The following is a 20,323-nucleotide window of genomic DNA, read 5'->3' as shown; positions in this document are numbered from 1 at the left end:
ATGCTCGCCACGGATAGACGACCCTCGCTCGCCGACGGCATCGCCCTCGGACTGATCGCGACCGGAGCCGTGAGCGTCGGAATCGGTGCGATCGTCGCCGTCGCCCAGGCCGCCGCCACCCTGTTCTCGCCGTCGCCGACGATCGCGATGCCCGTGCACGACGTCGACCTCACCGCCCTCGACGGCGTGGCCGGGATCGAGGGCGCCACCGTCGACTCCGCACTCGTCACCCTCACCGCGCCGCCCACCGCCGCCCGCTGGCTGCTGCTGCTGGAGACGGCGCTGCCCGCGCTCGCCACGGTCGCCCTGTGCGCGGTGGTCTGGTGGCTGGGCGTGTCCCTCATCCGCTCCCGCCCGTTCCGCGCCTCGCTCGGGTGGATGTTCGCGGTCGCCGCCTGCCTGCTGATGGCCGGCACGCTGCTCGGGCAGTTCGCCGGCGGCATCGGCCGGGCGGAGATCGTGAAGGATCTGGCCGCGACCGAACCCGGCGTCGAAGACGTGCTGTGGACGCTGCTCGTGCAGTTCGACCTGGCACCCGTGGGGTGGGCATTCGCCCTGGCCCTCGTGGCGGGCGTGTTCGCCGTCGGCCGCCGCCTGCAGCGCGACACGGAGGGGCTGGTCTGATGATCACGTTCGGCTCGGAGGCCGTCTGGCCCTCGCTGCTCAACATCGCGATAGCCCTCGCCGTCGGCGCCGCCGTCGTCGCCCTCGTCGTCTGGAACAGCCGCCGGCGCGGCAGCCACACGGTCACCCTCGATGCGGCGCTCACGCTATCGGGATGGTGGGTGGTCCTGTCGGCACTCGGCGCGATCGCGGTCGTCGTCAAGGCGTTCGCGGTCGACTGGGCGGAGCTGCACGGGCGGACCGTCGTCTTCCTCGACTGGCCCGCCGCCCTCCCCTGCTCCGAGTTCGGCGACGGTGCGCACACCGCCCTCACCTGCGGCGGCACGGAACTGACGGACTTCACCGTGGGCAACGCCTCGCTCGGACTCCGCCTCCTCGCCGCGGCGGCACAGCTCAGCAGCCTGGCGCTCGCCACGGTGCCCGCCGTGGTCCTCGCCCTCATCTGCTTCCACACGCTGCGCGGGCGCGCGTTCTCCCTGGTCGTGACCCGCGCCCTGGTCGGCGGCGCGGTCGCGCTCGTGGTGCTCGGCGTGGCATCCGACCTGTTGAACGGGATCGCCGCCACGGCGGGTCTGCGGGAGGCCCTCCCGATCGGCAGTCCGTGGTACCCCGCGGCGTATCAGCTCACCGTGACGCCGCTGCCGTTCGCCGCCGCGCTCGGCCTGCTCGCCCTCGCCGCCGTGTTCCGGCAGGGCATGCGCCTGGAGCAGCAGCGTGCCGCCCTGGAGAAGGAGACGGAGGGGCTGGTGTGAGCCCGGCCGAGAGCGACGAGGAGTTCACCGGCATCCACTGCCGCCTGGACGAGCTGCTCGCCGAGCGCGGCATGACCCTCACCGAGCTGAGCGCCGCGGTCGGCGTGAGCATCGTCAACCTGTCCGTGCTCAAGAACGACCGTGCCCGCGCGATCCGTTACTCCACGCTGCGGGCGATCTGCGAGGCGCTGGAGTGCGACGTGGGCGACCTGCTCGTGCTCGCGGCCCGCTGACGCGGAGCATGGATGCGCCTCCGCACGCAAGCCCCTTCTATGGATCTGCTGTGGCGCACTAGCGTCGTCCGCATGAAGAAGCCAGCACCCGCGGCCCGCCCGGCCGCCCGCCTCGCTGCCCTCGTGCCCGCCGTCGCGCTCGCCCTGTCCCTCGCCGCGTGCGGCGGACCGGCCCGCCCGTCGTCCGACGAGGTGGCCGAGGGGATCCAGAAGGTGTTCGCCGGCACGAGCCAGGAGCAGGCGATGACCGACGAGGCGGCCAGCTGCCTCGCCGACGCCCTGGTCGACTCCGAGCTGAGCGACGAGACGCTCACCTACATCGCCAACGGCGAAGACAAGCAGAAGGACGAAGCCGACAAGGCGCTCACGACGCAGATCATCACCGACAACCTGAACGAGTGCGTCGCGCCCTGACCCCCCGAACCCGGAGCATGACGGCTGCGGAGGGGCGGCCGTCATGCTTCGTCATATCCGCCCAGGGAATTCCCAGCCAGCTCTAGCGTTGAGCCTCATGGCGCGCATCCCGGCGCGCCGCGATCTCTGGAGTCCCCACCTCGATGAGCACCACCGCACGCGCCCAGAACGCGCCAGACACCCGCGGGCCGGTCCGGAAGCTGCTGACCTCGTTCGGCTTCCAGATCATCGCCGCCCTCGTCCTCGGCATCGCCGCCGGCCTGATCGGCCGTCAGCTCGGCGCCACGGCCGAGAACCCCACCGGCCTGTCCGCCACGCTCGACACGATCGGCAGCTCCTACGTCACGCTGCTGCGCGCGGCGGTCGTCCCGCTGATCTTCACCGCGATCGTCGCGAGCATCTCCAACCTGCGCCGCGTGCAGAACGCGGCACGCCTGGCCGGTCAGACCATCCTGTGGTTCGCGATCACCGCGTTCATCGCCGTCATCATCGGCATCGGACTCGGCCTCGTGATCCAGCCGGGCAACCGCGCTGGCGAGGGCCTCGAGCCCGGCGACCCCTACACGGTCGGCACGTGGTGGAACTTCCTCCTCGGCCTGATCCCCCAGAACTTCCTCGGCCTCACGGTCAGCACCTCCCCCGGCGCGACCGAGGGTGCGTTCACCTCCACGGTGGGCTTCAACATCCTGCAGGTGATCGTCGTCGCCGCGGTCGTCGGCATCGCCGCCCTCAAGGCGGGCAAGAAGGCCGAGCCGTTCCTCGTCTTCACCGAGTCGCTGCTCAAGGTCATCCAGCGCGTGCTGTGGTGGATCATCCGCATCGCCCCGATCGGCACGTTCGGCCTCATCGGCTCCGCCGTCATCAAGTACGGCTGGGAGAAGCTCGCGTCGCTCGGCTGGTTCGCCGCCGCGATCTACATCGGCCTCGCTCTCGTGCTGTTCGTGGTCTACCCGATCCTCGTGCGCACGCACGGCCTGTCGATCAAGCAGTACTTCTCGGGCGTCTGGCCCGCGGTGCAGCTCGCGTTCGTGAGCCGCTCCTCCATCGGAACGCTGCCGCTCACGGAGCGCGTGACCGAGCGCAACCTCGGTGTGCCCCGCTCGTACGCCTCGTTCGCGGTGCCGCTCGGCGCGACAACGAAGATGGACGGCTGCGCCGCGATCTACCCGGCCATCGCCGCGATCTTCGTCGCCCAGTTCTTCGGCATCGAGCTGAACTTCGTGCAGTACCTGCTGATCGTGATCGTCTCGGTCGTGGGCTCCGCCGCCACCGCCGGCACCACGGGCGCGGTCGTCATGCTCACGCTCACGCTGTCGACCCTGGGTCTGCCGCTCGAGGGCGTTGGTCTGCTGCTCGCGATCGACCCGATCCTCGACATGGGCCGCACCGCGGTCAACGTCGCGGGCCAGGCGCTGATCCCGACCATCGTCGCCAAGCGCGAGGGCATCCTCAACGAGGAGCTCTACAACGCGCCGCGCGAGGGCCTGCCGTTCGCCGACGACTCGTCCGACGACGACGCCCCCGAGGCCGACGCCGCCTCGGACACCGCGCCGGAGCCGGCCGGCGCCCGCTGACCCGTCACGCCGGAACGCCCCGTCTCCTCCGGGAGGCGGGGCGTTCTCGTGCGCGGGGTGCGAGGCGACCGCGTCAGACGCGGCCCTGCTGACGCGTGGCGCCGCGCGTGTCCATCGCCAGCTCCTCCGCATCCATCGCGGTCAGCAGCTCCCGCATGACCTCCTCGTCGAGGTTGCCCGCGTCGCGCTCGGCGACCAGGATCTCCCTCCGCACCTGCAACCACCCCTTCGACAGCGCGACCAGGTCGTCGAACGACGGACGGCTCGAGGTGTCCTCCACCCGCTGCGCCTCGTCGGTGTCCTTCTCCACTCTGGTCATGCGCTTCGTGAAGGCGTCGAACACGCTCAGGTCGACCGCACCGTGCTTCTGCTCCCACTCGACGCGCTTCTGCGCCAGGTACTCCTTGCCCGCCTCCCGGCTCTTGGCCTTGACCGCCTCGAGCGCGGCCTCGTCCTCCGCGTGCTCGGCGTCGCCCCGGATCCCGAGCCGCCGGATGAGCAGCGGCAGCGTCAGCCCCTGCAGCAGCAGCGTGCCCACCGTCACGATGAACGCCACGACGACGATCGCGTGCGAGGCCTCGGTGTCGAGCGTCGCGAGGTCGGCCGCGGCCACCGCGATCGCGAGCGTGACCACGCCGCGCATCCCCGCCCAGGAGATCACGGCGTTGTCCTTCCACGTGAGCTGGAGTCCGGCCATGCGCTCCCGCACGATCTGCGTGCGCAGCTCGTCCGCGCTGTACTGCCGCCAGCGCCGCGACCGCCGCCGACGCTCGTCGAACTCCCCCGACGCGATCCCCCGGTCCATGCGCGCGAGCCGACGGCGGTCCTGGAAGTTCGCCCACGCGCTGGTGGGGTAGATGTACAGGGGCCGCACGAGCAGCACCACCACCAGCACGGCGAGGGACAGCAGCAGGATGCGCCCCACGGACTCGCTGCTCAGGTCGCGGAGCACCCGCGGGAACTGCAGCCCGATGTACGCGAACACGAAGCTCTCCAGCAGCAGGTCGGCCGACAGCCACAGCGGCGCCTCCTGCTGCCTGGTGGTGTAGTCGGTGCGCGGGGCGTTGAACCCCACGTACAGTCCCATCGCGACGACCGCGAGCACGCCGGACCCCAGGAGGTGCTCGGCGATGCCGTACGCCCCGAACGGCGCCAGCAGCCCGAACGTGCCGATCACCACGGGGTCGCTGATGCGCATGCGCAGCTGGTGGAGCACGATCCCGAACACGAGCCCGACCGCGACGCCGACGCCCACCGCGACCAGGAACTGCCAGACCCCGTCCCACACCGTCAGGGTGGCACCGGCGAGGATCGCGGCGAACACGCGGTACAGCGTGAGCGAGGTGGCGTCGTTGATGAGGCTCTCGCCCGACAGCACCGTCATGATGCGCCGCGGGAGCCCGAGACGGCGGCCGATCGCGGCGGCGGACACGGCATCGGGCGGTGCGACGATCGCCCCGAGCAGCAGCGCACCGGGGAGGGTCAGCGACGGCAGGATCCACCACGCCACGAGGCCGACCGCGAGCGCGGTGAGCAGGACGAGCCAGATGCCGAGCCGTCGGATCTGCGGCAGGCTGCGCTTGAACCCGACGAACGACACATCCAGCGCGGCGGAGTACAGCAGCGGCGGCAGCACCAGGCCGAGCAGCAGGTGCCCGTCGATGGGCAGGTCGGGCACGATCGGCAGGAACGAGGCGGCGAGCGCGACCACCGTCACCAGCAGCGGCGCCGGCCACCCGCGCCAGCGCGCGAACGCGGCCACGGCGACGGCTCCGACGAGGACGTAGAAGATCCCGGCTTCCATGGGGGAAGCGTAGCGTCGTCCGAGGACGGGTCAGCGGGTGGGGCGACGCCGCGCGGGCGTGCGGGCGGTCTCCGCGTCGAGCGCGTCGCGGAGTCCGGCATTCTCGTCCTGCAGGTCGAGCACACGGGCGATGCCGGCGATGTTGAGCCCGTCGCCGCGGAGCTCGGCCGCGCGTCGCAGCCGCTCGATGTCGTCGTCGCTGTAGCGGCGCGTGCCGCCGTCGCTGCGGGCGGGGACGAGCAGCCCCTTGCTCTCGAAGAGGCGGATGGTCGCCTCCGGCAGGTCGACGAGCTGGGCGGCCACGGCGATGCCGTAGACGGGGGTGCGCGAGTCGCGTGCGGTCATCCTGACGTGTCCTCGGATCGGGGTTGCGATATCGGTCATCTCGTTCTATAACAAATCTATACCCCACGTGCAGATAATCTGCACACCACCTCAGCCCATACGGGCCGCACGAAAGGAGAACCTCATGGCACTGACCTTCGATCCCTTCAGCCAGCTCGATCGCTTCGCCGCGAGCGTGCTGGACTCCGTTCGCGCACCCCGGTCGATGCCGGTGGACCTGTACCGCGACGGTGACCGCTACATCCTGCACGCCGACCTCCCCGGCGCCGACCCGGGCTCGATCGACGTCGACCTCGACGGCGGTCAGCTCACCATCCGCGCCCAGCGCACCGCCGACACGCGCGAGGGCGTGCGCTGGCTCGCCCGCGAACGCGGCGCCGGCTCGTTCCTGCGCCAGTTCTCGCTCGGCGACGGCGTCGACCTCGACAGCATCAGCGCCTCCTACGAGAGCGGGGTGCTGTCGGTCGTGATCCCGGTGAGCGAGCGCGCCAAGCCGCGCAAGATCGTCGTGGAGTCCGGCGAGCAGCGCCAGGCCATCGACGCCTGACCCGCGCAGGGGCGGCGCACCCGCGCCGCCCCGTCCCCCTCCCCTTTCCTCCTCCCCGTAGAAAGGACGACCATGGCCCTCTCCCCCACCCTCGATCGCTTCCTCGCCGGCATGGAGTACCCGGCGACGCGCGACGACCTGCTGCGCGAGGCCACCCGCGACGGACTCGACGCCGACGACCGTGCCGTGCTGCGCACCCTCCCCGAGCAGAGCTACAGCGCCGCCTGGCACATCCGCTACCACCTGGCCCGCGCCGCGCTCCGCGAGTCGCTGACCCCCGCCGCCCGGGCCGCCTGAGCCCGCACCCGCGCGGTCGCGTCACGGACGCACCGGTGCGAGGCCGGGAATGCGCGCGCGACGTCTCGGGTTGCATCCGGGGATGAACGACGTCGCCCTCTCCGTCCTCGACCTCGTGCCGGTCCGCTCCGGCCAGACCAGCGCCGAGGCCATCGCCGCCTCCCTCTCGCTCGCCGAGACCGCCGACCGTCTCGGCTACCGCCGCTACTGGTTCGCGGAGCACCACAACATGCCCGCGGTGGCCTCGACCACGCCCCCGGTGCTGATCGCCGCGGCGGCCGCGCGCACCCGGCGGCTGCGCCTGGGCTCGGGTGGCGTGATGCTGCCGAACCACGCACCCCTCATCGTCGCCGAGCAGTTCGCGGCGCTCGAGGCCATCGCGCCAGGACGCATCGACCTCGGTCTCGGCCGCGCGCCCGGCAGCGACCCCGTCATCACGCAGCTGCTGCGCGGCAGCGGCACCACCAGCGACGTCGAGCAGTTCCCGCGTCACGTGCAGGACATCGCGGCGCTCTTCTCCGCCGACGGTGCCACGGTGCGCTTCACGTCGGGCGGCGAGTACACCGTGCGGGCCACCCCCGCCGCGACCGGCGTGCCCGAGGTGTGGCTGCTCGGGTCGAGCGACTACTCCGCGCAGCTCGCCGCCTCGCACGGGCTGCCCTACGTGTTCGCCAACCACTTCTCCGGCCAGGGGCTGGAGCGGGCGCTCGACCTGTACCGCACGAACTACCGCCCCAGCGAGGAGCACCCAGAGCCGCGCACGTTCCTCACCGTCAACGCGGTCGCCGCCCCCACCGCGGACGAGGCCGAGCAGCGCGCCCTGCCCCAGCTGCGGATGATGGCCCGGCTGCGGCTCAACCAGCCCCTGGTGGCGCTGGAGACCGTGGAGCAGGCACTCGCCGCGGCCTCCGACGCCGCGACCGACCAGGTCGTGCAGGCCGCCCGGTCGCGGTGGTTCGTCGGCACGGGCGAGTCCGTCGCCGCAGAGGTGCGGGCCTTCGCCACGCAGCACGGCGTGGACGAGGTCATGCTCTCGCCCGTCGCCGGAGCGTTCGAGGCCGAGCCCGCCGACACCTCGCCCGGACGCACGCAGACGCTCGAGCTCATCGCGACCGCCTGAACCCGGCGCGAGGGGCTGGCCCCGGCCGACTCCGAGGCGTAGCCTCAGCGGCAGAGAGAGGGGTTCGACGATGAGCACCAGGACACTCGCACTGTGGGTCGCCTACGGCCCGAACGGCGTGGTCGGCAGCATCCGCCATGACGACGAGGGGTACGCGGTCACGATGGCCGGGGCGGACGCCGTGGCCGGGACCTACCCGAGCCTCGCGTCGGCGAAGGGGGCACTGCATGCGCGCATGGCTCCCGGCAGCGCGTGGCCGCTGTTCCAGGAGCACTGACCTCCACGACCGTCGCTCGAGACGCGCCGGGGCCGCGGTCCCGACGCGTGCTCGAGCCGCGAAGCCCGGGGACGGGTGTCAGGACTCGGGCTCGCCGGAGAGGATGCCGCGCAGCCAGTCGCGTGCCTCGATGAACACGTCGTCGGAGTAGCGGTCGGGGTACTGCACGATCTGCCGGTCGGCACGCGGGTACGATCCGAGGAACACCACGCGCGGGCTGAAGCGGCGGATGCCGAGCAGGGCGTCGGCCATGCGCTCGTGCTCGATGTGACCGTCGGCGTCGATCACGAAGCGGTAGCGGCCGAGCTCGTCGCCGATCGGGCGGGACTCGATGAGCGAGAGGTTGATGCCGCGGGTGGAGAACTGCTCCAGCATCTCCAGCAGCGAGCCGGGGTGGTCGTGGGGCAGCTCCACGATGAGGGAGGTCTTGTCGGCCCCGGTCGGCTCCGGGGAGCGCGTCGTGCGGGTGACCAGCACGAAGCGCGTGACGGCGGCCGCGTTGTCGCCGATGCCCTCCGCGAGCACGTCCACGTCGTAGTGCTGCACGATACCGGGGGCCGCGATCGCCGCCTGGGCGGGCAGCGAACCGTCGAGCACGCCGATCGCCGAGGCCACGTTGCTCGCCGCCGGCACGTGCGAGTGCCGCGGCAGGTGCTCGCCGAGCCAGCCGTGGCACTGCGCGTACGCCACGGGGTGCGCCGCGATCACCTCCACCTGGTCGAGCGTGGTGCCGCGCGGGGCGACCAGGACGAAGTTGACCCGCACCAGGTACTCGCCGATGATGCGCAGCCCGGGGAGCGTCGCCAACGCGTCCTGCGTGGTGGACACACCGCCCTCGATCGAGTTCTCGATCGCGATCATCGCGGCGTCGCTGCGGCCCTCCAGCACGTCGTCGAGCGCCTCGCCGACGTTGTGCACGGGACGCCACACCTGCCCCCTGGCCTCCGCCACCTGGTCGAGTGCCGCCTCGGTGAAGGTTCCGGCTGGTCCGAGATAGCTGTAGGTGCGGCGATCGGTCACGGCGTTCAGCCTAGCCCTCGCTCGCGCACCGGCCTCCCGGATGTCAAGCGGATGCGCGCATCCGGATCACGGGGCAGACTGAGAGGATGAGCAGTCGTGCCGGCCTCCCCGCGGAGGAAAGTGACCTGATCGACGTCGACGAGCTGATCGCCGCCTACTACGACCGCGTGCCCGACCCGACGGTTCCGGCCGAACGGGTCGTGTTCGGCACCAGCGGCCACCGCGGCTCCTCGCTGACGAAGAGCTTCAACGAGAACCACATCCTCGCCACGACGCAGGCGATCGTCGACTACCGCGCCGCGCAGGGCATCACCGGGCCGCTGTTCCTCGGCCGCGACACGCACGCCCTGTCGCTGCCCGCCGAGCGCAGCGCGATCGAGGTGCTGCTCGCGAACGGCGTGGACGTGCGCGTCGACGCCCGCGACTCCTGGGTGCCGACGCCCGCCCTGAGCCACGCGATCCTCACGTACAACAGGGGTCGCGCGACCGACGACCCCGGCCGGGCCGACGGCATCGTGGTCACCCCGTCGCACAACCCGCCCCGCGACGGCGGCTTCAAGTACAACCCGCCGCACGGTGGTCCCGCCGACACCGACGCCACGGGCTGGATCGCCGACCGCGCGAACCAGCTCATCGCCGACGGCCTCACCGAGGTGAAGCGCGAGCGGTTCGCCGACGTCGACTGGGACGCGATCACCGGGTACGACTTCCGCGACGCGTACGTGCGCGACCTGCCGTCGATCATCGACCTCGACGCGATCCGCAGCGCGGGCGTGCGCATCGGCGCCGACCCCCTCGGCGGGGCGTCGGTGGAGTACTGGGCGCTGATCGCCGAGATGCACGACCTCGACCTCGACGTGGTGAACCCCGAGGTCGACCCGACCTGGCGTTTCATGACCCTCGACTGGGACGAGAAGATCCGGATGGATCCGTCGTCTCCGTCGGCGATGGCGTCCCTGGTCGCCCGCAAGGGCGACTACGACGTGCTCACCGGGAACGACGCCGATGCCGACCGGCACGGCATCGTGACCCCGGATGCGGGGCTCATGAACCCCAACCACTACCTCGCCGTCGCGATCGACTACCTCTTCTCCCACCGCGAGCAGTGGCCGCGCGACGCCGCAGTCGGCAAGACCCTCGTGTCGTCAATGATCATCGACCGGGTGGCGGAGTCGCTGGGCCGCCGCCTGCTGGAGGTGCCGGTCGGGTTCAAGTGGTTCGTGCCCGGGCTGCTCGACGGCACGGTCGCGTTCGGCGGCGAGGAGTCGGCCGGTGCGTCGTTCCTGCGCCGCGACGGCTCCGTGTGGTCGACCGACAAGGACGGCATCCTGCTGTGCCTGCTCGCGGCGGAGATCATCGCGGTCACGGGCAAGACCCCGTCGGAGCGCTACGCCGAGCTGGAGCAGGCGTTCGGCGCCTCGGCGTATCAGCGCGTCGACGCCCCCGCGACGCCGGAGCAGAAGGCCACGCTGGGCAAGCTGGCGCCGGAGTCGGTGACCGCGACCACGCTGGCCGGCGAGGACATCACGGCGAAGCTGTCGCACGCCCCCGGCAACGGTGCGGCGATCGGCGGGCTCAAGGTGCAGACCGAGCACGCGTGGTTCGCCGCCCGCCCGTCGGGCACGGAAGACGTCTACAAGCTCTACGCCGAGAGCCTGCGCGGCCCGGAGCACCTCGCCGAGGTGCAGGAGGAGGCCCGCGCCGTGGTGTCCGCCGCCCTCGGCGACTGACACCCGGGCGACCCCGGCGGGATCGGAACGACCCCGGAGCGGGTGGGGACGTTCGCGATCCCGCACAGGGGTGGGACCGGAGGCCGGGGCGGTTCAGTCCGCGTCGGTGGAGGAGCCGAGCAGCTCGCGCACGCGACTCGACACCCGGTGGAACTCCGGCGTCTCCAGCACCTCGGCGTACCCGCGGCGGGCCGGGAGGTCGACCCGGTGCTCCTCCAGGATCCGGCCGGGACGCGGACTCATCACGATGACGCGGCTCGCGAGGTAGACCGCCTCGGCGACCGAGTGCGTCACGAGCAGGACGGTGGTCCCGGTGGCGCTCCAGATGCGGTTCAGCTCCACGTTCATGCGCTCGCGCGTCAGGGCGTCGAGGGCACCGAACGGCTCATCCATGAGCAGCACCCGCGGCTCGTGCAGCAGCGCGCGGCACAGCGAGACGCGCTGCTGCATCCCGCCCGAGAGCTCGTGCGGCAGCGACTTCTCGAAGCCGGTGAGACCGGTCATCTCGATGAGCTCGTCGGCACGGGCCTGGGCCTTGCGCATGTCCATCCCGCGCATCTCGGCCTGGAGGAGGATGTTGCCGCGGACGCTGCGCCATTCGAGGAGCGCCGCGCGCTGGAAGACGTACCCGATGTCCTGCCGGGGACCGCGGACCTCGTCCCCGCGGAGGCGGATGCTGCCGCGGCTGGGAGCGGTGAGTCCTGCCACGGCTTTGAGCAGCGTCGACTTGCCGCATCCGGACGGGCCGGCGATGGAGAGGAACTCGCCCTCCTCCACGCGCAGGTCGACCCCCTCGAGCGCGGTGACCTGACGGCGCTTGGAGGCGAACGTGATCGCCAGGTCGGAGACCTCCAGCGCGGGGCCGGTGGGCGTGGCCGCCGTGGCGCGCGCCTGCTGATCGTGGGTGAGCATGAGATCCGACCTCACTTCCCGGGGGTGAACGCGTCGTCGTAGTAGGTCTCGACGTCACCGTCGCCGGAGATGAGGCCCGCCTTCGACAGCACCTCGAGCGTGGCCTCCCAGTCCTCGGCGGCATTCGCTCCGGGAGCCTGGCCCTCGGTGGCGTCGGTGTGCAGCAGCTCGATGGTCTCCTCCCACTGGTGCAGCAGCACCTTCTGGGCCGGCATCTGCGGGTCCTTGCCCTCCATCGCGGCGACCGCGGCCTCCGGGTCCTCCTGCGCGGCCTCGAACGCCTCCGAGGTCGCGGCGACCAGCGCCTCGACGAGTTCCGGGTCGTTCTCGATCGTGTCGTTCGGAGCGATGAGGCCGTTGCTGAAGAAGTTCAGCCCCGCGTCGGAGTAGCGCAGGTACTCGACGTCCTTGCCGCTCTTGTCGGCGATGGTCGGTCCCTGGTCGTGGGCGAACCCGATGAGCCCGTCCACCTGGCCGGAGAGCATCGCGGCGATCTTGCCCGCGGCGTCGAGGTTCTGCTGGGTCACGTCGCCCTCGTCGAGCCCGACCGCCTCGAGGTACATCGGGAACGTCGTGGTCGGAGCGTCGCCGGCGGAGACCGCGATGGTCTTGCCCTTCAGGTCCTCCGGACCGGAGATGCCGGAGTCAGCGAAGACCTGCACGGCCGACGGCGTCGTCTGGAGGAAGACGCCGACGCTCTTGATCCCGACGCCCTTGTCGATGTTCGCGAGGACGGCGGGGGTGTCGGCCCAGCCGAAGTCGACCTGGCCCTGCCCCACGGCCTGGGCGGTCTTGGTCGAGCCCTGCCCCGCCTTGATCGTGAGGTCGATCCCGTGCTCCTCGAAGATGCCCTGGTCGACCCCGTAGTAGAACGCGGCGTGCTCGCCGTAGGGGTACCAGTTGAGCATGAGCGTGACCGGGGTGAGCGCGTCGGCGTCGTCGCCGCCCTCGCCCGCCGGGGCCGAGGAGCCGCCGCACCCGGAGAGGGCGAGCACCGCCGCGGACGCGAGGGCGATGGAGCTGAGGATGGTGCCTGACTTCTTCATCAGTGCCTTCTTTCGTGGGTGCGAGGGGGGTCAGAGTCGGACGGTGGCCGCGGCGACGTCGCGCTTGGACGCGTGCCACGGGATGAGGAAGCGCTCGGCGACCTGGATGATGCCGAAGAGGATCACGCCGAGAAGCGACATGATGATCAGCGCCGCGAAGAGCATCGCGGTGTCGAGGTTGCCGTTGGCCTGCAGGATGACGTAGCCGAGCCCCTCGTTCGCGCCGACGAACTCGCCGACCACCGCGCCGGTCACCGCGAGCGTGGCGGCGACCTTCAGTCCGGACAGGAGCTCGGGGAGAGCGGCGGGCAGCCGCACCTTGAGGAAGGTCTTGAAGCGGCTCGCTCCCATGGTCGACGTGAGCTGGAGGATCTCGGGATCGACGGTGCGCAGACCTGCGAGGCCCGAGATGACGACGGGGAAGAACGCCATGAGCACGGCGACGAGGATCTTGGGCTCGGCGCCGAACCCGAGCCACACGACGAACAGCGGCGCGATCGCGATCTTCGGGATGACCTGGGCGAATAGGATCACCGGGTAGAGCGTCTGCTCCAGGCCGCGGGAGTAGACCATGAGCACCGCCACGAGGACGCCGACGACGACCGCGATGACGAATCCGATCACGGTCTCGTAGGTCGTGACCCAGGTGTTCTGCGCCAGGTAGGCAGCGTTGTCGGTGAAGGCCGCCCAGGTGTCGGCGGGCGAGGGGATGATGAACGCCGGCACCCACCCGAGGCTCGTCGAGACCCACCACAGGGCGATGACCGCGAGCACGAAGACGAGCGGGTGCCAGTGGCGGCTCCACCAGCGGACGATGCCCGCGGGCTCGGGTCGGTCGGCGGCCAGCGCCAGGGTCATGGTCGCGTTGGGGGCAGACGACATGTGGTCCTCGACATCTTCGTGAAGGATTCGGGAAAGCGCATTCCCGAGCGGTGTTGCGAGTCTATGCCGCCGGTTCCCTCGTGTCAACGCGCGCGGTTCGTCGAGGCGCGCGGGCTCGGGGATCCCCGACCGGCACGCGGGTCACCGGGAGCGCGCGAGGGCGGCGCCGGCGACGCGGAGCCAGCGGGCGGGGTCCGCGAGGGCGCTCTCCCCCGAGCCGGCGAGGACCGTGAGGGAGACGGTCGCGGCGAAGATCCCGACGTCGGCGTCGGGCGTGATGCGCCCCGCCGCGAGCAGGGGGCGTGCGCCCGCCGCGGCCGCCATCCCCGCGAGGAACGACGGCACCTTCCCGTCGCCGGACTGGCCGTCGTACGACCCCTCGCCCGTGACCACCACGTCGGCGCCCCGGACGGCGTCGGCGAGGCCGATGAGCTCCGCCACCTCGGCAGCCCCCGGGGCGAGGACGGCACCCCAGCGCACGAGGGCCGCCCCGGTGCCGCCCGCCGCTCCGGCGCCCGGGTGCTCCGCGTCCACGTCCAGCAGCGACGCGAGCCGGGCGAGCGCCGCGTCGACACGGGAGATGTCGCCCGGATCGGCCAGGCCCTTCTGCGGACCGAAGACCGCCGCGGCGCCGCGTGCGCCCGTGAGCTGATTCGTCACATCGGTGAGCACCCGCACCTCGGGAGCCGCCCGCAGGCCGTCGAGGTCGACGGCCGCGACGTCGTCCAGGCCCCGGGCTCCGGGCGCGACCGGGCGTCCCGCGCCGTCGAGGAAGCGGGCGCCCAGAGCGGTGAGCATGCCGATGCCGCCGTCGGTCGACGCGCTGGAGCCGATGCCGAGCACCAGCCGCGAGACGCCGTGGTCGAGCGCGGCGACGATGGCCTGCCCGAAGCCCGTGGTGTCCGCGTCCCACGGACGCGGTGCGGCGAGCAGCTCGATGCCCGACGTGGAGGCGATGTCGACCACTCCGGTGCCGTGCGGCGCACCGTCGTCGGGCGGCAGGAGGAGCCAGGACGTGTCGTGCGCGTCGCCGGCGGGACCGGTGACGCGCACGGGCATGCGCCGCGCCCCGGGGACGGCCGCCGCGAACGCCGCCACCGTGCCCTCCCCGCCATCGGCCATCGGGCGATGCACGAACTCTGCGTCGGGCTCGACCTCCGCCCACCCCGCGGCGAGTGCCTGCGCCGCCGCAGCCGCGGTGATGCTGCCCTTGAAGCTGTCGGGCGCGAGGACGACCCGGGTCACGCCGCTCCCGGGGTGCTGTCGCGCACGACCACCTCGAGCGCGAGCGGCGGCTGGGTCCAGTCGTCGTCGACGATCGCCCGGAAGGCCTCGTACCCGGCGTCGCTGAGCGGCACCCGGACCGTGGTGAGCGCGGGGGTCACATCCCGGCTGGACGGCACGTCGTCGAAGCCGCACACCGCGATGTCCGCGCCGACCTCGCGCTGCGCCGCACGGATCGCCGCCATCGCACCGATGGCCACCACGTCGCTGATCCCGAACACGACCGTGCCCGTCGGCACGCCCGCATCGAGGGCCGCGGTCATCGCCGCCGCGGCGGACTCGCGTCGGAAGTCACCGCGGACGGTCTGCGCCACCGCGCCGCCGCCCTCCTCGAAGCCCGCGCGGAACCCGGCGAGGCGGTCGTCCGAGGTGCGCACGCCCTCCGCCGCCCCCACGAGAACGGCCGAGCGGTACCCGAGCTGTGCCATCCGGCGGCCGAGGGCCGTGGCACCGGCGCGGTTGTCGATCTCGACGCGGCGCGCTCCCTCGGCCTCCGCGCCGAAGGCCACGACACGTCCGCCGAGTCGGGTGAACTCCGCGAGCTCTCGGGCCGTCTCGGCCTGGCCCTCCTCCTGCGTGCGTGACGCGGCGAGGATGAGGCCCTGGGGCCGCTGCCCGCGCAGAGCCCGCACGATCCGCGCCTCGCGGGCGGGATCGCGCTCCGTGATCGCCACGGTGACGACGAGACCCTGCTCGTCGGCGCCGCGCGCGACGCCCGAGGCGATGAGACCGAAGTAGGGATCGGCGATGTCGGCCACGAGGAGGGCGATCACCGGCGAGCGCCCTCGTGCGGTCGCCTGGGCCGAGACGTTGGCCGTGTAGCCGAGGGTCGCGGCGGCGGCCTCCACCCTCTCGCGGAACGCGGCAGCGACCTTGCGCTCTGACCCGTTGAGCACCCGCGAGGCCGTCGCGAGCGAGACGCCGGCCTCGAGGGCGACGTCGTGCAGGGTGGGCGCCGGACCGCGGGCGTGGCGAGGACGACGCGCGGTCGGCGGCTCCGCCGGGGCGGCTGGCGTGGTCATGCCCAGAGCCTACCGGCGGGCGCCTCGGGCCCCTCGGCCGGGGTCATGCGGGCCGGCCGAGGTAGGCGCGGAGGGCGGCGGCCTCCCCCGCGAGGTGCGCGGGGTCGTCGTCCGGGACGAACTCGAGCAGGGCGTCGCGGGGCGGTCGCTCCGCCGCAGCCGCCTCCGCGGCGACGCGCGTCCACAGCGCCTCCCGGGTGCGCAGCGGGTGCCGCTCGGTCCGCGGCCACCAGGAGAACACGTGCACGGCGCTCACGTGGGCGGCGAGCCGCCGGTACTCCTCGAGCGCCTCGGCATCGGGAGCCCCGACCGTCGGCTGCCAGTAGCTCGACAGCGCCGGATGGCCGACCTCGGCGAGCACCCGGAGGGCGGCCTCGGCCGTGTCGGCGAGGGTGCCGGAGTGGAACTCGAGGGCGAGCCCGATCCCGCGGGCGGCCGCCTCGACCGCGGCGGCGCGGAGGCGCGTGACCACCTCGGCGCGCTCGCGAGGCGTCGCCGCGGCGGCTCCGGTCGAGCCCGCCCACACGCGCACACGGTCGGCCCCGAGCGCGGCGGCGCTGTCGAGCACGGCCGTGAGAGGCTCGGCCGACCCCGCACGGAAGTACGACCCGTAGGACGCGACCGCGAGCCCGGCGTCGGCCGTGAGCCGCGCCACCTCTTCGGCACGCGCGACATCGCCGGGCGGCACGTGCACGTCACCGCCCCACTCGATCACCTCCAGGCCCGCGGCTGCCGCGAGGGCGACGATCCGGGCGGGCTCGAGCGCGCGGAACGTCACCGAGCACAATCCTGGGCGCATCCCCGTCATGGCCTCATCATCTCAATCCCCCTCGTCGACGGGACCCGGTCACGGTGGCACGACCGGCGGTCATCGCAGGTGCGGGGAGACGGCCGCGGCGAACGACTCGGCCGTGCGCCGGACCACGGCGCGCGGATCGGCGGCCCAGACGTCCGCGCGGAAGATCTCGACCTCGATGTCCCGGTCGTAGCCGGTCGCCCGCACCGCGCGGGTGAGCACGCCGAAGTCGATCACCCCCTCGCCCGGATAGTGCCGCGACAGCAGCGGGTCGGCGGCGAGCGGCGTCTTCCAGTCGCACACCTGGTACGTGGCGATGCGGCCCTCGCGCCCGGCGCGCGCGATCTGATCGAGCACCTGGGGGTCCCACCAGATGTGGAAGGTGTCCACGGCGACCCCCACCACGGCCGGGTCGAAGTCGGCGGCGATGTCGAGCGCCTGTCCGAGCGTCGACACCACGGCGCGGTCCGACGCGTAGAGGGGATGCAGCGGCTCGATCGCCAGGGTCACGCCCGCGCCGCGGGCATCGTCGGCGAGGGCTCCGATCGCGTCACGCACGCGCTCCCTGGCGCCGACGAGGTCGCGCGACCCCTCGGGCAGCCCTCCCGCGACGAGCACCAGGACCGCCGTCGACCCCTCGGCCCCCGCCGCCGCGAGCGTCGCGGTCTCCTCGATCGCCCGCCGGTTGTCGTCCAGCGCGGCCTCGCGCGCGGGGCTGGCCGGGAGCGTGAAGAAGCCGCCCCGGCAGTGCGTGCTGAAACGCAGCCCGGAGTCGGCGAGCATGCGCGCCGCCCCCGCGAGGCCCACGTCCTGCACGGGCTCCCGCCAGAGGCCGATCGCCGGGAGCCCGGCCTCGGCCGTGACCTGCAGCGCCGTGGCGAGGTCGGCGTGCTTGATCGTGGCCTGGTTGAGGGAGAGACGGGGGTCGGGGAACGGGGCGGTCATGCGTCGACGCCGTTCAGCCGGAGGAGGCCGTGCCACCGCTCACGGGCGAGCTCCGGCCGCTCGAGGGCGAGCGCCGCGTTCGCGAGCTCCACGACGCGACTGAGGTGCGGGAGGCTCCGGGCGGAGTGGAGTCCGCCCACCATCTGGAACGCCGGCTGATGGCCGTTGAGCCACGACAGGAAGGCCACGCCCGTCTTGTAGTAGTAGGTCGGCGCGGCGAACACCTGCCGGCTGAGCTCCTCGGTGGGCCCGAGCAGTGCGAGGTAGCGGTCGGGGTCGTCCGCATCCAGCGCCTGGATCGCCGCCGACGCCACGGGGGCGATCGCGGCGAAGGCCCCGAGCAGCGCATCCGAGTGCCCGTGCGAGGCCGGCGTCGCACTGCCGGAGCCCAGGCTGTCGCCGCCGATGAGGCCGACGTAGTGGAAGTCGTCGCCCGTGAACATCCGCACGCCCGCGGGGAGCCGGTCGCGCACCCAGACCTCGGAGTCGGCGTCGAGCAGGCTCATCTTCACCCCGGCGATCGCGTCGCGGTGCTCGGCGATGATGTCGAGCAGCACCCGTGCCGCTTCTTCCCATCCGGCCGAGCCGTCCGCGGCCGCCGTCGGCGCGAAGTACCCGGCCAGCTCGGGGTCGAACGCGGTGCCGAGCCAGTGCAGCACCACGGGCGCGGACGCGCGGGACAGCACCTCCCGGTACACGCGGCGGTAGTCGTCGGCGCTCTCGGCCGCCCTGGCGAGGTGTCGCGACGCCATGAGCACCGGCCCCGCTCCCTGCTCCTCGGCGAAGTGCAGCTGCTCGACGTACGCGTCGACGATGCGATCGAGCGGGATGTGCGCGTCGTCGACCTGATCGGTGTTGACCCCGACCACGACCGACCCGCCCTCCTCGCGGGCGACCTCGGCGCTGCGGGCGATGAGCTCGCGCGTCGCGACCGCGTCGAGCCCCATGTTGCGCTGCGCGGTGTCCATCGCATCCGCGACGCCGAGCCCCCACGAGTACACGTTGCGGCGGAACGCGAGCGTCGCGTCCCAGTCGATGTCGGCGGGGCGTCCGGGGGTGTTGTCGGCGTGCGGCTTCGGCACCACGTGGGCCGCCGCGTACGCCACCCGGCTGCGCAGTGGTCCGTCCGGCCGGGTCACGGCGTCGGGCGCACGCAGCTCGACGCCGGAGGTGCGCCCGTCGGCGGCGAGCAGACGGAGGGCGCTCATGACCGGTCCAGCGTCAGCGGTTCGAGCACGATCTTGCGGCCCTCGGCGCTGGACGCCAGGCCGGCTTCCGCGAACTGCACGCCGCGGGCCCCCGCCAGCAGGTCGAACGGGTAGTCGGTGCCTTCGACGTAGGACACCAGGTACTCCTCCCACTGCTGCCGGAAGCCGTTCTGGAAGACCTGGTTGGCGGGCACCTGCTGCCAGTCGGCGTCGTAGTCGTGGTCGTCCTCCAGGTCGGGGTTCCACACCGGCTTGGGGGTGGCGTTGCGGGGCTGGATCTTCGCGCCGAAGAGTCCGACCACCGCGGAGCCGTGCGTGCCGTCGACCTGGAACTCCACGAGCTCGTCGCGGTTGACGCGGACCGTCCACGAGGAGTTGATCTCGGCGACGACGCCGCCCGCCAGCTCGAAGATGCCGTACGCCGCATCCTCGGCCGTCGCGGTGTAGTGCTCGCCCTTCTCGTCCCAGCGGTCCGCGATGTGCACGGCCGCCTGGGCGTAGACGCTCGTGACCTCGCCGAAGAGGTTCTCGAGCACGTAGTTCCAGTGCGGGAACATGTCGGTGATGATGCCGCCGCCGTCTTCCGTGCGGTAGTTCCAGCTCGGTCGCTGCGCGGGCTGCCAGTCGCCCTCGAACACCCAGTAGCCGAACTCGCCGCGCACCGACAGGATGCGCCCGAAGAATCCGGAGTCGATGAGGCGCTTGAGCTTCTGCAGGCCGGGGAGGTAGAGCTTGTCGTGCACGACGCCGGTCTTCACGCCGGCGTCGCGGGCGAGCCGGGCCAGCTCCAGCGCCTCCTCCAGCGACTCGGCCGTGGGCTTCTCGGTGTAGATCGCCTTGCCCGCGGCGATGGCTTTGCGGATCGCGGAGGCCCTGGCCTTCGTCACGAGGAAGTCGGCGTAGATCTCCCACTGCGGGTCGGCGAGCGCGGCGTCGAGGTCGGTCGTCCAGTCGGCGATGCCGTGGGCTGCGGCGAGTTCCGCCAGCTTGGCCTCGCTGCGGCCCACGAGGATCGGCTTCACGGTGACCCGCGTGCCGTCCGCGAGCTCGATGCCGCCCTGGTCGCGGATCGCGAGGATCGAGCGCACCAGGTGCTGCCGGTACCCCATGCGCCCGGAGACGCCGTTCATGATGATCCCGATCTCGCGGGTCGTGGCCTGTGCCATCTCGGTCCGTTCCTTTCGGTGGAGGGGGATGCGCGGCCCGGATTCGAGGATGCGGGTAAGCGCTTTCCGAGATCATGGCACGAGAACGTCCACCCCGCAACCGCGGCGGACCTCGGGCGCGCACGGCCGGCCGCATCACCGCGCCGCCCGCCGGGTCACGCTTCCGGCGGCGACCCCGTGCTGGCGCGCACGTGCAGAGCCGGGGCCAGCGCCACCCGCTCCGCCGGGCGATCGATGCCGTCGCGCAGGCGGTCGCGGAGCAGCTCCACGGCGCGGCGGCCCAGCTGCGGCTTCGGCGGGCGCAGCGCGGTGAGGGGCGGGGCCC

23 protein-coding genes are annotated in these 20,323 nt (G+C 72.5%); 10 read left to right on the top strand and 13 right to left on the bottom strand.

What is annotated here, in order from left to right; translation table 11 throughout:
• The 5 genes from ACWGQ1_RS06970 (at position 1) to ACWGQ1_RS06950 (ending at position 3,597) form a co-directional block, all read left to right on the top strand.
• Complete coding sequence (locus tag ACWGQ1_RS06970) at positions 1-624, top strand: hypothetical protein (protein ID WP_136034674.1); 624 nt, start codon at positions 1-3, stop codon at positions 622-624.
• Entirely contained in the window at positions 624-1,376 is a 753-nt protein-coding gene (locus ACWGQ1_RS06965; protein ID WP_452312604.1) for a hypothetical protein, read from the top strand. The genes ACWGQ1_RS06970 and ACWGQ1_RS06965 overlap by 1 nt, the downstream gene beginning before the upstream one ends.
• Positions 1,373-1,609, top strand: coding sequence for a helix-turn-helix domain-containing protein (locus ACWGQ1_RS06960; RefSeq protein WP_136034669.1), 237 nt, complete (start codon positions 1,373-1,375; stop codon positions 1,607-1,609). Before ACWGQ1_RS06965 ends, ACWGQ1_RS06960 begins: the two co-directional genes overlap by 4 nt.
• A 72-nt stretch (positions 1,610-1,681) precedes the next feature.
• A complete protein-coding gene (locus ACWGQ1_RS06955; protein ID WP_136034667.1) occupies positions 1,682-2,023 on the top strand; it encodes a hypothetical protein in 342 nt (113 codons plus the stop codon).
• Between the two features lie 143 nt (positions 2,024-2,166).
• The gene (locus ACWGQ1_RS06950) at positions 2,167-3,597 is read left to right on the top strand and encodes a cation:dicarboxylate symporter family transporter (protein WP_452312603.1); all 1,431 of its coding nucleotides are present in this window, start codon (positions 2,167-2,169) and stop codon (positions 3,595-3,597) included.
• Between the two features lie 73 nt (positions 3,598-3,670).
• Here ACWGQ1_RS06950 and ACWGQ1_RS06945 read toward each other — a convergent pair whose 3' ends face one another.
• Together ACWGQ1_RS06945 and ACWGQ1_RS06940 are read right to left on the bottom strand one after the other, a co-directional pair.
• Positions 3,671-5,401, bottom strand: a complete 1,731-nt coding sequence (locus ACWGQ1_RS06945; RefSeq protein ID WP_206252674.1) for a cation:proton antiporter — start codon at positions 5,399-5,401, stop codon at positions 3,671-3,673.
• A gap of 30 nt (positions 5,402-5,431) precedes the next feature.
• A complete protein-coding gene (locus tag ACWGQ1_RS06940; RefSeq protein ID WP_136034662.1) occupies positions 5,432-5,746 on the bottom strand; it encodes a MerR family transcriptional regulator in 315 nt (104 codons plus the stop codon).
• Between the two features lie 124 nt (positions 5,747-5,870).
• On the opposite strand from ACWGQ1_RS06940, the gene ACWGQ1_RS06935 reads away from it, so the two are divergent.
• The 4 genes from ACWGQ1_RS06935 to ACWGQ1_RS06920 all read left to right on the top strand — a co-directional run bounded on the left by ACWGQ1_RS06935 (position 5,871) and on the right by ACWGQ1_RS06920 (position 7,987).
• Positions 5,871-6,293: an Hsp20/alpha crystallin family protein gene (locus tag ACWGQ1_RS06935; protein WP_136034660.1), complete on the top strand. Its 423-nt coding sequence runs from the start codon at positions 5,871-5,873 to the stop codon at positions 6,291-6,293.
• 72 nt (positions 6,294-6,365) lie between these two features.
• Positions 6,366-6,590: a DUF2795 domain-containing protein gene (locus tag ACWGQ1_RS06930; RefSeq protein ID WP_247982216.1), complete on the top strand. Its 225-nt coding sequence runs from the start codon at positions 6,366-6,368 to the stop codon at positions 6,588-6,590.
• 82 nt (positions 6,591-6,672) lie between these two features.
• The gene (locus ACWGQ1_RS06925; protein ID WP_136034656.1) at positions 6,673-7,710 is read left to right on the top strand and encodes an LLM class flavin-dependent oxidoreductase; all 1,038 of its coding nucleotides are present in this window, start codon (positions 6,673-6,675) and stop codon (positions 7,708-7,710) included.
• 70 nt (positions 7,711-7,780) lie between these two features.
• The gene (locus tag ACWGQ1_RS06920) at positions 7,781-7,987 is read left to right on the top strand and encodes a methyltransferase (protein WP_136035692.1); all 207 of its coding nucleotides are present in this window, start codon (positions 7,781-7,783) and stop codon (positions 7,985-7,987) included.
• Positions 7,988-8,065: 78 nt separating this feature from the next.
• On the opposite strand, the gene pheA is transcribed toward ACWGQ1_RS06920, so the two are convergent.
• Entirely contained in the window at positions 8,066-9,016 is a 951-nt protein-coding gene (pheA, locus tag ACWGQ1_RS06915) for a prephenate dehydratase (RefSeq protein ID WP_136034649.1), read from the bottom strand.
• Between the two features lie 77 nt (positions 9,017-9,093).
• Between pheA and pgm the strand changes: the two genes are divergently transcribed.
• The gene (pgm, locus tag ACWGQ1_RS06910) at positions 9,094-10,737 is read left to right on the top strand and encodes a phosphoglucomutase (alpha-D-glucose-1,6-bisphosphate-dependent) (protein WP_136034647.1); all 1,644 of its coding nucleotides are present in this window, start codon (positions 9,094-9,096) and stop codon (positions 10,735-10,737) included.
• Positions 10,738-10,830: 93 nt separating this feature from the next.
• Here pgm and ACWGQ1_RS06905 read toward each other — a convergent pair whose 3' ends face one another.
• The 10 genes from ACWGQ1_RS06905 to ACWGQ1_RS06860 all read right to left on the bottom strand — a co-directional run.
• Positions 10,831-11,649 (bottom strand): ABC transporter ATP-binding protein, encoded by an 819-nt coding sequence (locus tag ACWGQ1_RS06905; RefSeq protein WP_136045508.1) that lies wholly within the window; start codon positions 11,647-11,649, stop codon positions 10,831-10,833.
• An 11-nt stretch (positions 11,650-11,660) separates the two neighbouring features.
• On the bottom strand, positions 11,661-12,695 hold the full coding sequence (locus ACWGQ1_RS06900; protein WP_247637776.1) for an ABC transporter substrate-binding protein: 1,035 nt from the start codon (positions 12,693-12,695) through the stop codon (positions 11,661-11,663).
• Positions 12,696-12,725: 30 nt separating this feature from the next.
• Positions 12,726-13,577 carry an ABC transporter permease gene (locus tag ACWGQ1_RS06895; protein ID WP_136034641.1) on the bottom strand — a complete coding sequence of 284 codons (852 nt, stop codon included), beginning with the start codon at positions 13,575-13,577 and terminating at the stop codon, positions 12,726-12,728.
• A gap of 141 nt (positions 13,578-13,718) precedes the next feature.
• Positions 13,719-14,822, bottom strand: a complete 1,104-nt coding sequence (locus tag ACWGQ1_RS06890) for a glycerate kinase (RefSeq protein ID WP_452312602.1) — start codon at positions 14,820-14,822, stop codon at positions 13,719-13,721.
• On the bottom strand, positions 14,819-15,883 hold the full coding sequence (locus tag ACWGQ1_RS06885; protein WP_136034637.1) for a LacI family DNA-binding transcriptional regulator: 1,065 nt from the start codon (positions 15,881-15,883) through the stop codon (positions 14,819-14,821). Before ACWGQ1_RS06885 ends, ACWGQ1_RS06890 begins: the two co-directional genes overlap by 4 nt.
• A 43-nt stretch (positions 15,884-15,926) precedes the next feature.
• Positions 15,927-16,661: a sugar phosphate isomerase/epimerase family protein gene (locus ACWGQ1_RS06880; RefSeq protein ID WP_247637779.1), complete on the bottom strand. Its 735-nt coding sequence runs from the start codon at positions 16,659-16,661 to the stop codon at positions 15,927-15,929.
• A 90-nt stretch (positions 16,662-16,751) separates the two neighbouring features.
• Complete coding sequence (locus tag ACWGQ1_RS06875) at positions 16,752-17,624, bottom strand: TIM barrel protein (RefSeq protein WP_452312601.1); 873 nt, start codon at positions 17,622-17,624, stop codon at positions 16,752-16,754.
• A complete protein-coding gene (locus ACWGQ1_RS06870) occupies positions 17,621-18,832 on the bottom strand; it encodes a DUF993 family protein (protein ID WP_452312600.1) in 1,212 nt (403 codons plus the stop codon). Before ACWGQ1_RS06870 ends, ACWGQ1_RS06875 begins: the two co-directional genes overlap by 4 nt.
• Positions 18,829-19,998 carry a Gfo/Idh/MocA family protein gene (locus ACWGQ1_RS06865; protein ID WP_452312599.1) on the bottom strand — a complete coding sequence of 390 codons (1,170 nt, stop codon included), beginning with the start codon at positions 19,996-19,998 and terminating at the stop codon, positions 18,829-18,831. Before ACWGQ1_RS06865 ends, ACWGQ1_RS06870 begins: the two co-directional genes overlap by 4 nt.
• 155 nt (positions 19,999-20,153) lie before the next feature.
• The coding region (locus ACWGQ1_RS06860) for a substrate-binding domain-containing protein (RefSeq protein ID WP_452312734.1) at positions 20,154-20,323 on the bottom strand (170 nt) is incomplete at its 5' end.

Source organism: Microbacterium sp. NPDC055599 (assembly GCF_053618975.1).
The sequence above is the reverse complement of the archived record's forward strand: the minus strand, read 5'-3'. Positions and strand labels throughout refer to the sequence as shown.

Coding starts and splice junctions, on each gene's coding strand:
- ACWGQ1_RS06940 (WP_136034662.1), bottom strand. CDS start 5,746: ATGACCGCACGCGACTCGCGCACCCCCGTCTACGGCATCGCCGTGGCC.
- ACWGQ1_RS06925 (WP_136034656.1), top strand. CDS start 6,673: ATGAACGACGTCGCCCTCTCCGTCCTCGACCTCGTGCCGGTCCGCTCC.
- pgm (WP_136034647.1), top strand. CDS start 9,094: ATGAGCAGTCGTGCCGGCCTCCCCGCGGAGGAAAGTGACCTGATCGAC.
- ACWGQ1_RS06950 (WP_452312603.1), top strand. CDS start 2,167: ATGAGCACCACCGCACGCGCCCAGAACGCGCCAGACACCCGCGGGCCG.
- ACWGQ1_RS06945 (WP_206252674.1), bottom strand. CDS start 5,401: ATGGAAGCCGGGATCTTCTACGTCCTCGTCGGAGCCGTCGCCGTGGCC.
- ACWGQ1_RS06965 (WP_452312604.1), top strand. CDS start 624: ATGATCACGTTCGGCTCGGAGGCCGTCTGGCCCTCGCTGCTCAACATC.
- ACWGQ1_RS06935 (WP_136034660.1), top strand. CDS start 5,871: ATGGCACTGACCTTCGATCCCTTCAGCCAGCTCGATCGCTTCGCCGCG.
- ACWGQ1_RS06970 (WP_136034674.1), top strand. CDS start 1: ATGCTCGCCACGGATAGACGACCCTCGCTCGCCGACGGCATCGCCCTC.
- ACWGQ1_RS06905 (WP_136045508.1), bottom strand. CDS start 11,649: ATGCTCACCCACGATCAGCAGGCGCGCGCCACGGCGGCCACGCCCACC.
- ACWGQ1_RS06875 (WP_452312601.1), bottom strand. CDS start 17,624: ATGACCGCCCCGTTCCCCGACCCCCGTCTCTCCCTCAACCAGGCCACG.
- ACWGQ1_RS06930 (WP_247982216.1), top strand. CDS start 6,366: ATGGCCCTCTCCCCCACCCTCGATCGCTTCCTCGCCGGCATGGAGTAC.
- ACWGQ1_RS06955 (WP_136034667.1), top strand. CDS start 1,682: ATGAAGAAGCCAGCACCCGCGGCCCGCCCGGCCGCCCGCCTCGCTGCC.
- ACWGQ1_RS06885 (WP_136034637.1), bottom strand. CDS start 15,883: ATGACCACGCCAGCCGCCCCGGCGGAGCCGCCGACCGCGCGTCGTCCT.
- ACWGQ1_RS06895 (WP_136034641.1), bottom strand. CDS start 13,577: ATGTCGTCTGCCCCCAACGCGACCATGACCCTGGCGCTGGCCGCCGAC.
- ACWGQ1_RS06870 (WP_452312600.1), bottom strand. CDS start 18,832: ATGAGCGCCCTCCGTCTGCTCGCCGCCGACGGGCGCACCTCCGGCGTC.
- ACWGQ1_RS06865 (WP_452312599.1), bottom strand. CDS start 19,998: ATGGCACAGGCCACGACCCGCGAGATCGGGATCATCATGAACGGCGTC.
- ACWGQ1_RS06900 (WP_247637776.1), bottom strand. CDS start 12,695: ATGAAGAAGTCAGGCACCATCCTCAGCTCCATCGCCCTCGCGTCCGCG.
- ACWGQ1_RS06920 (WP_136035692.1), top strand. CDS start 7,781: ATGAGCACCAGGACACTCGCACTGTGGGTCGCCTACGGCCCGAACGGC.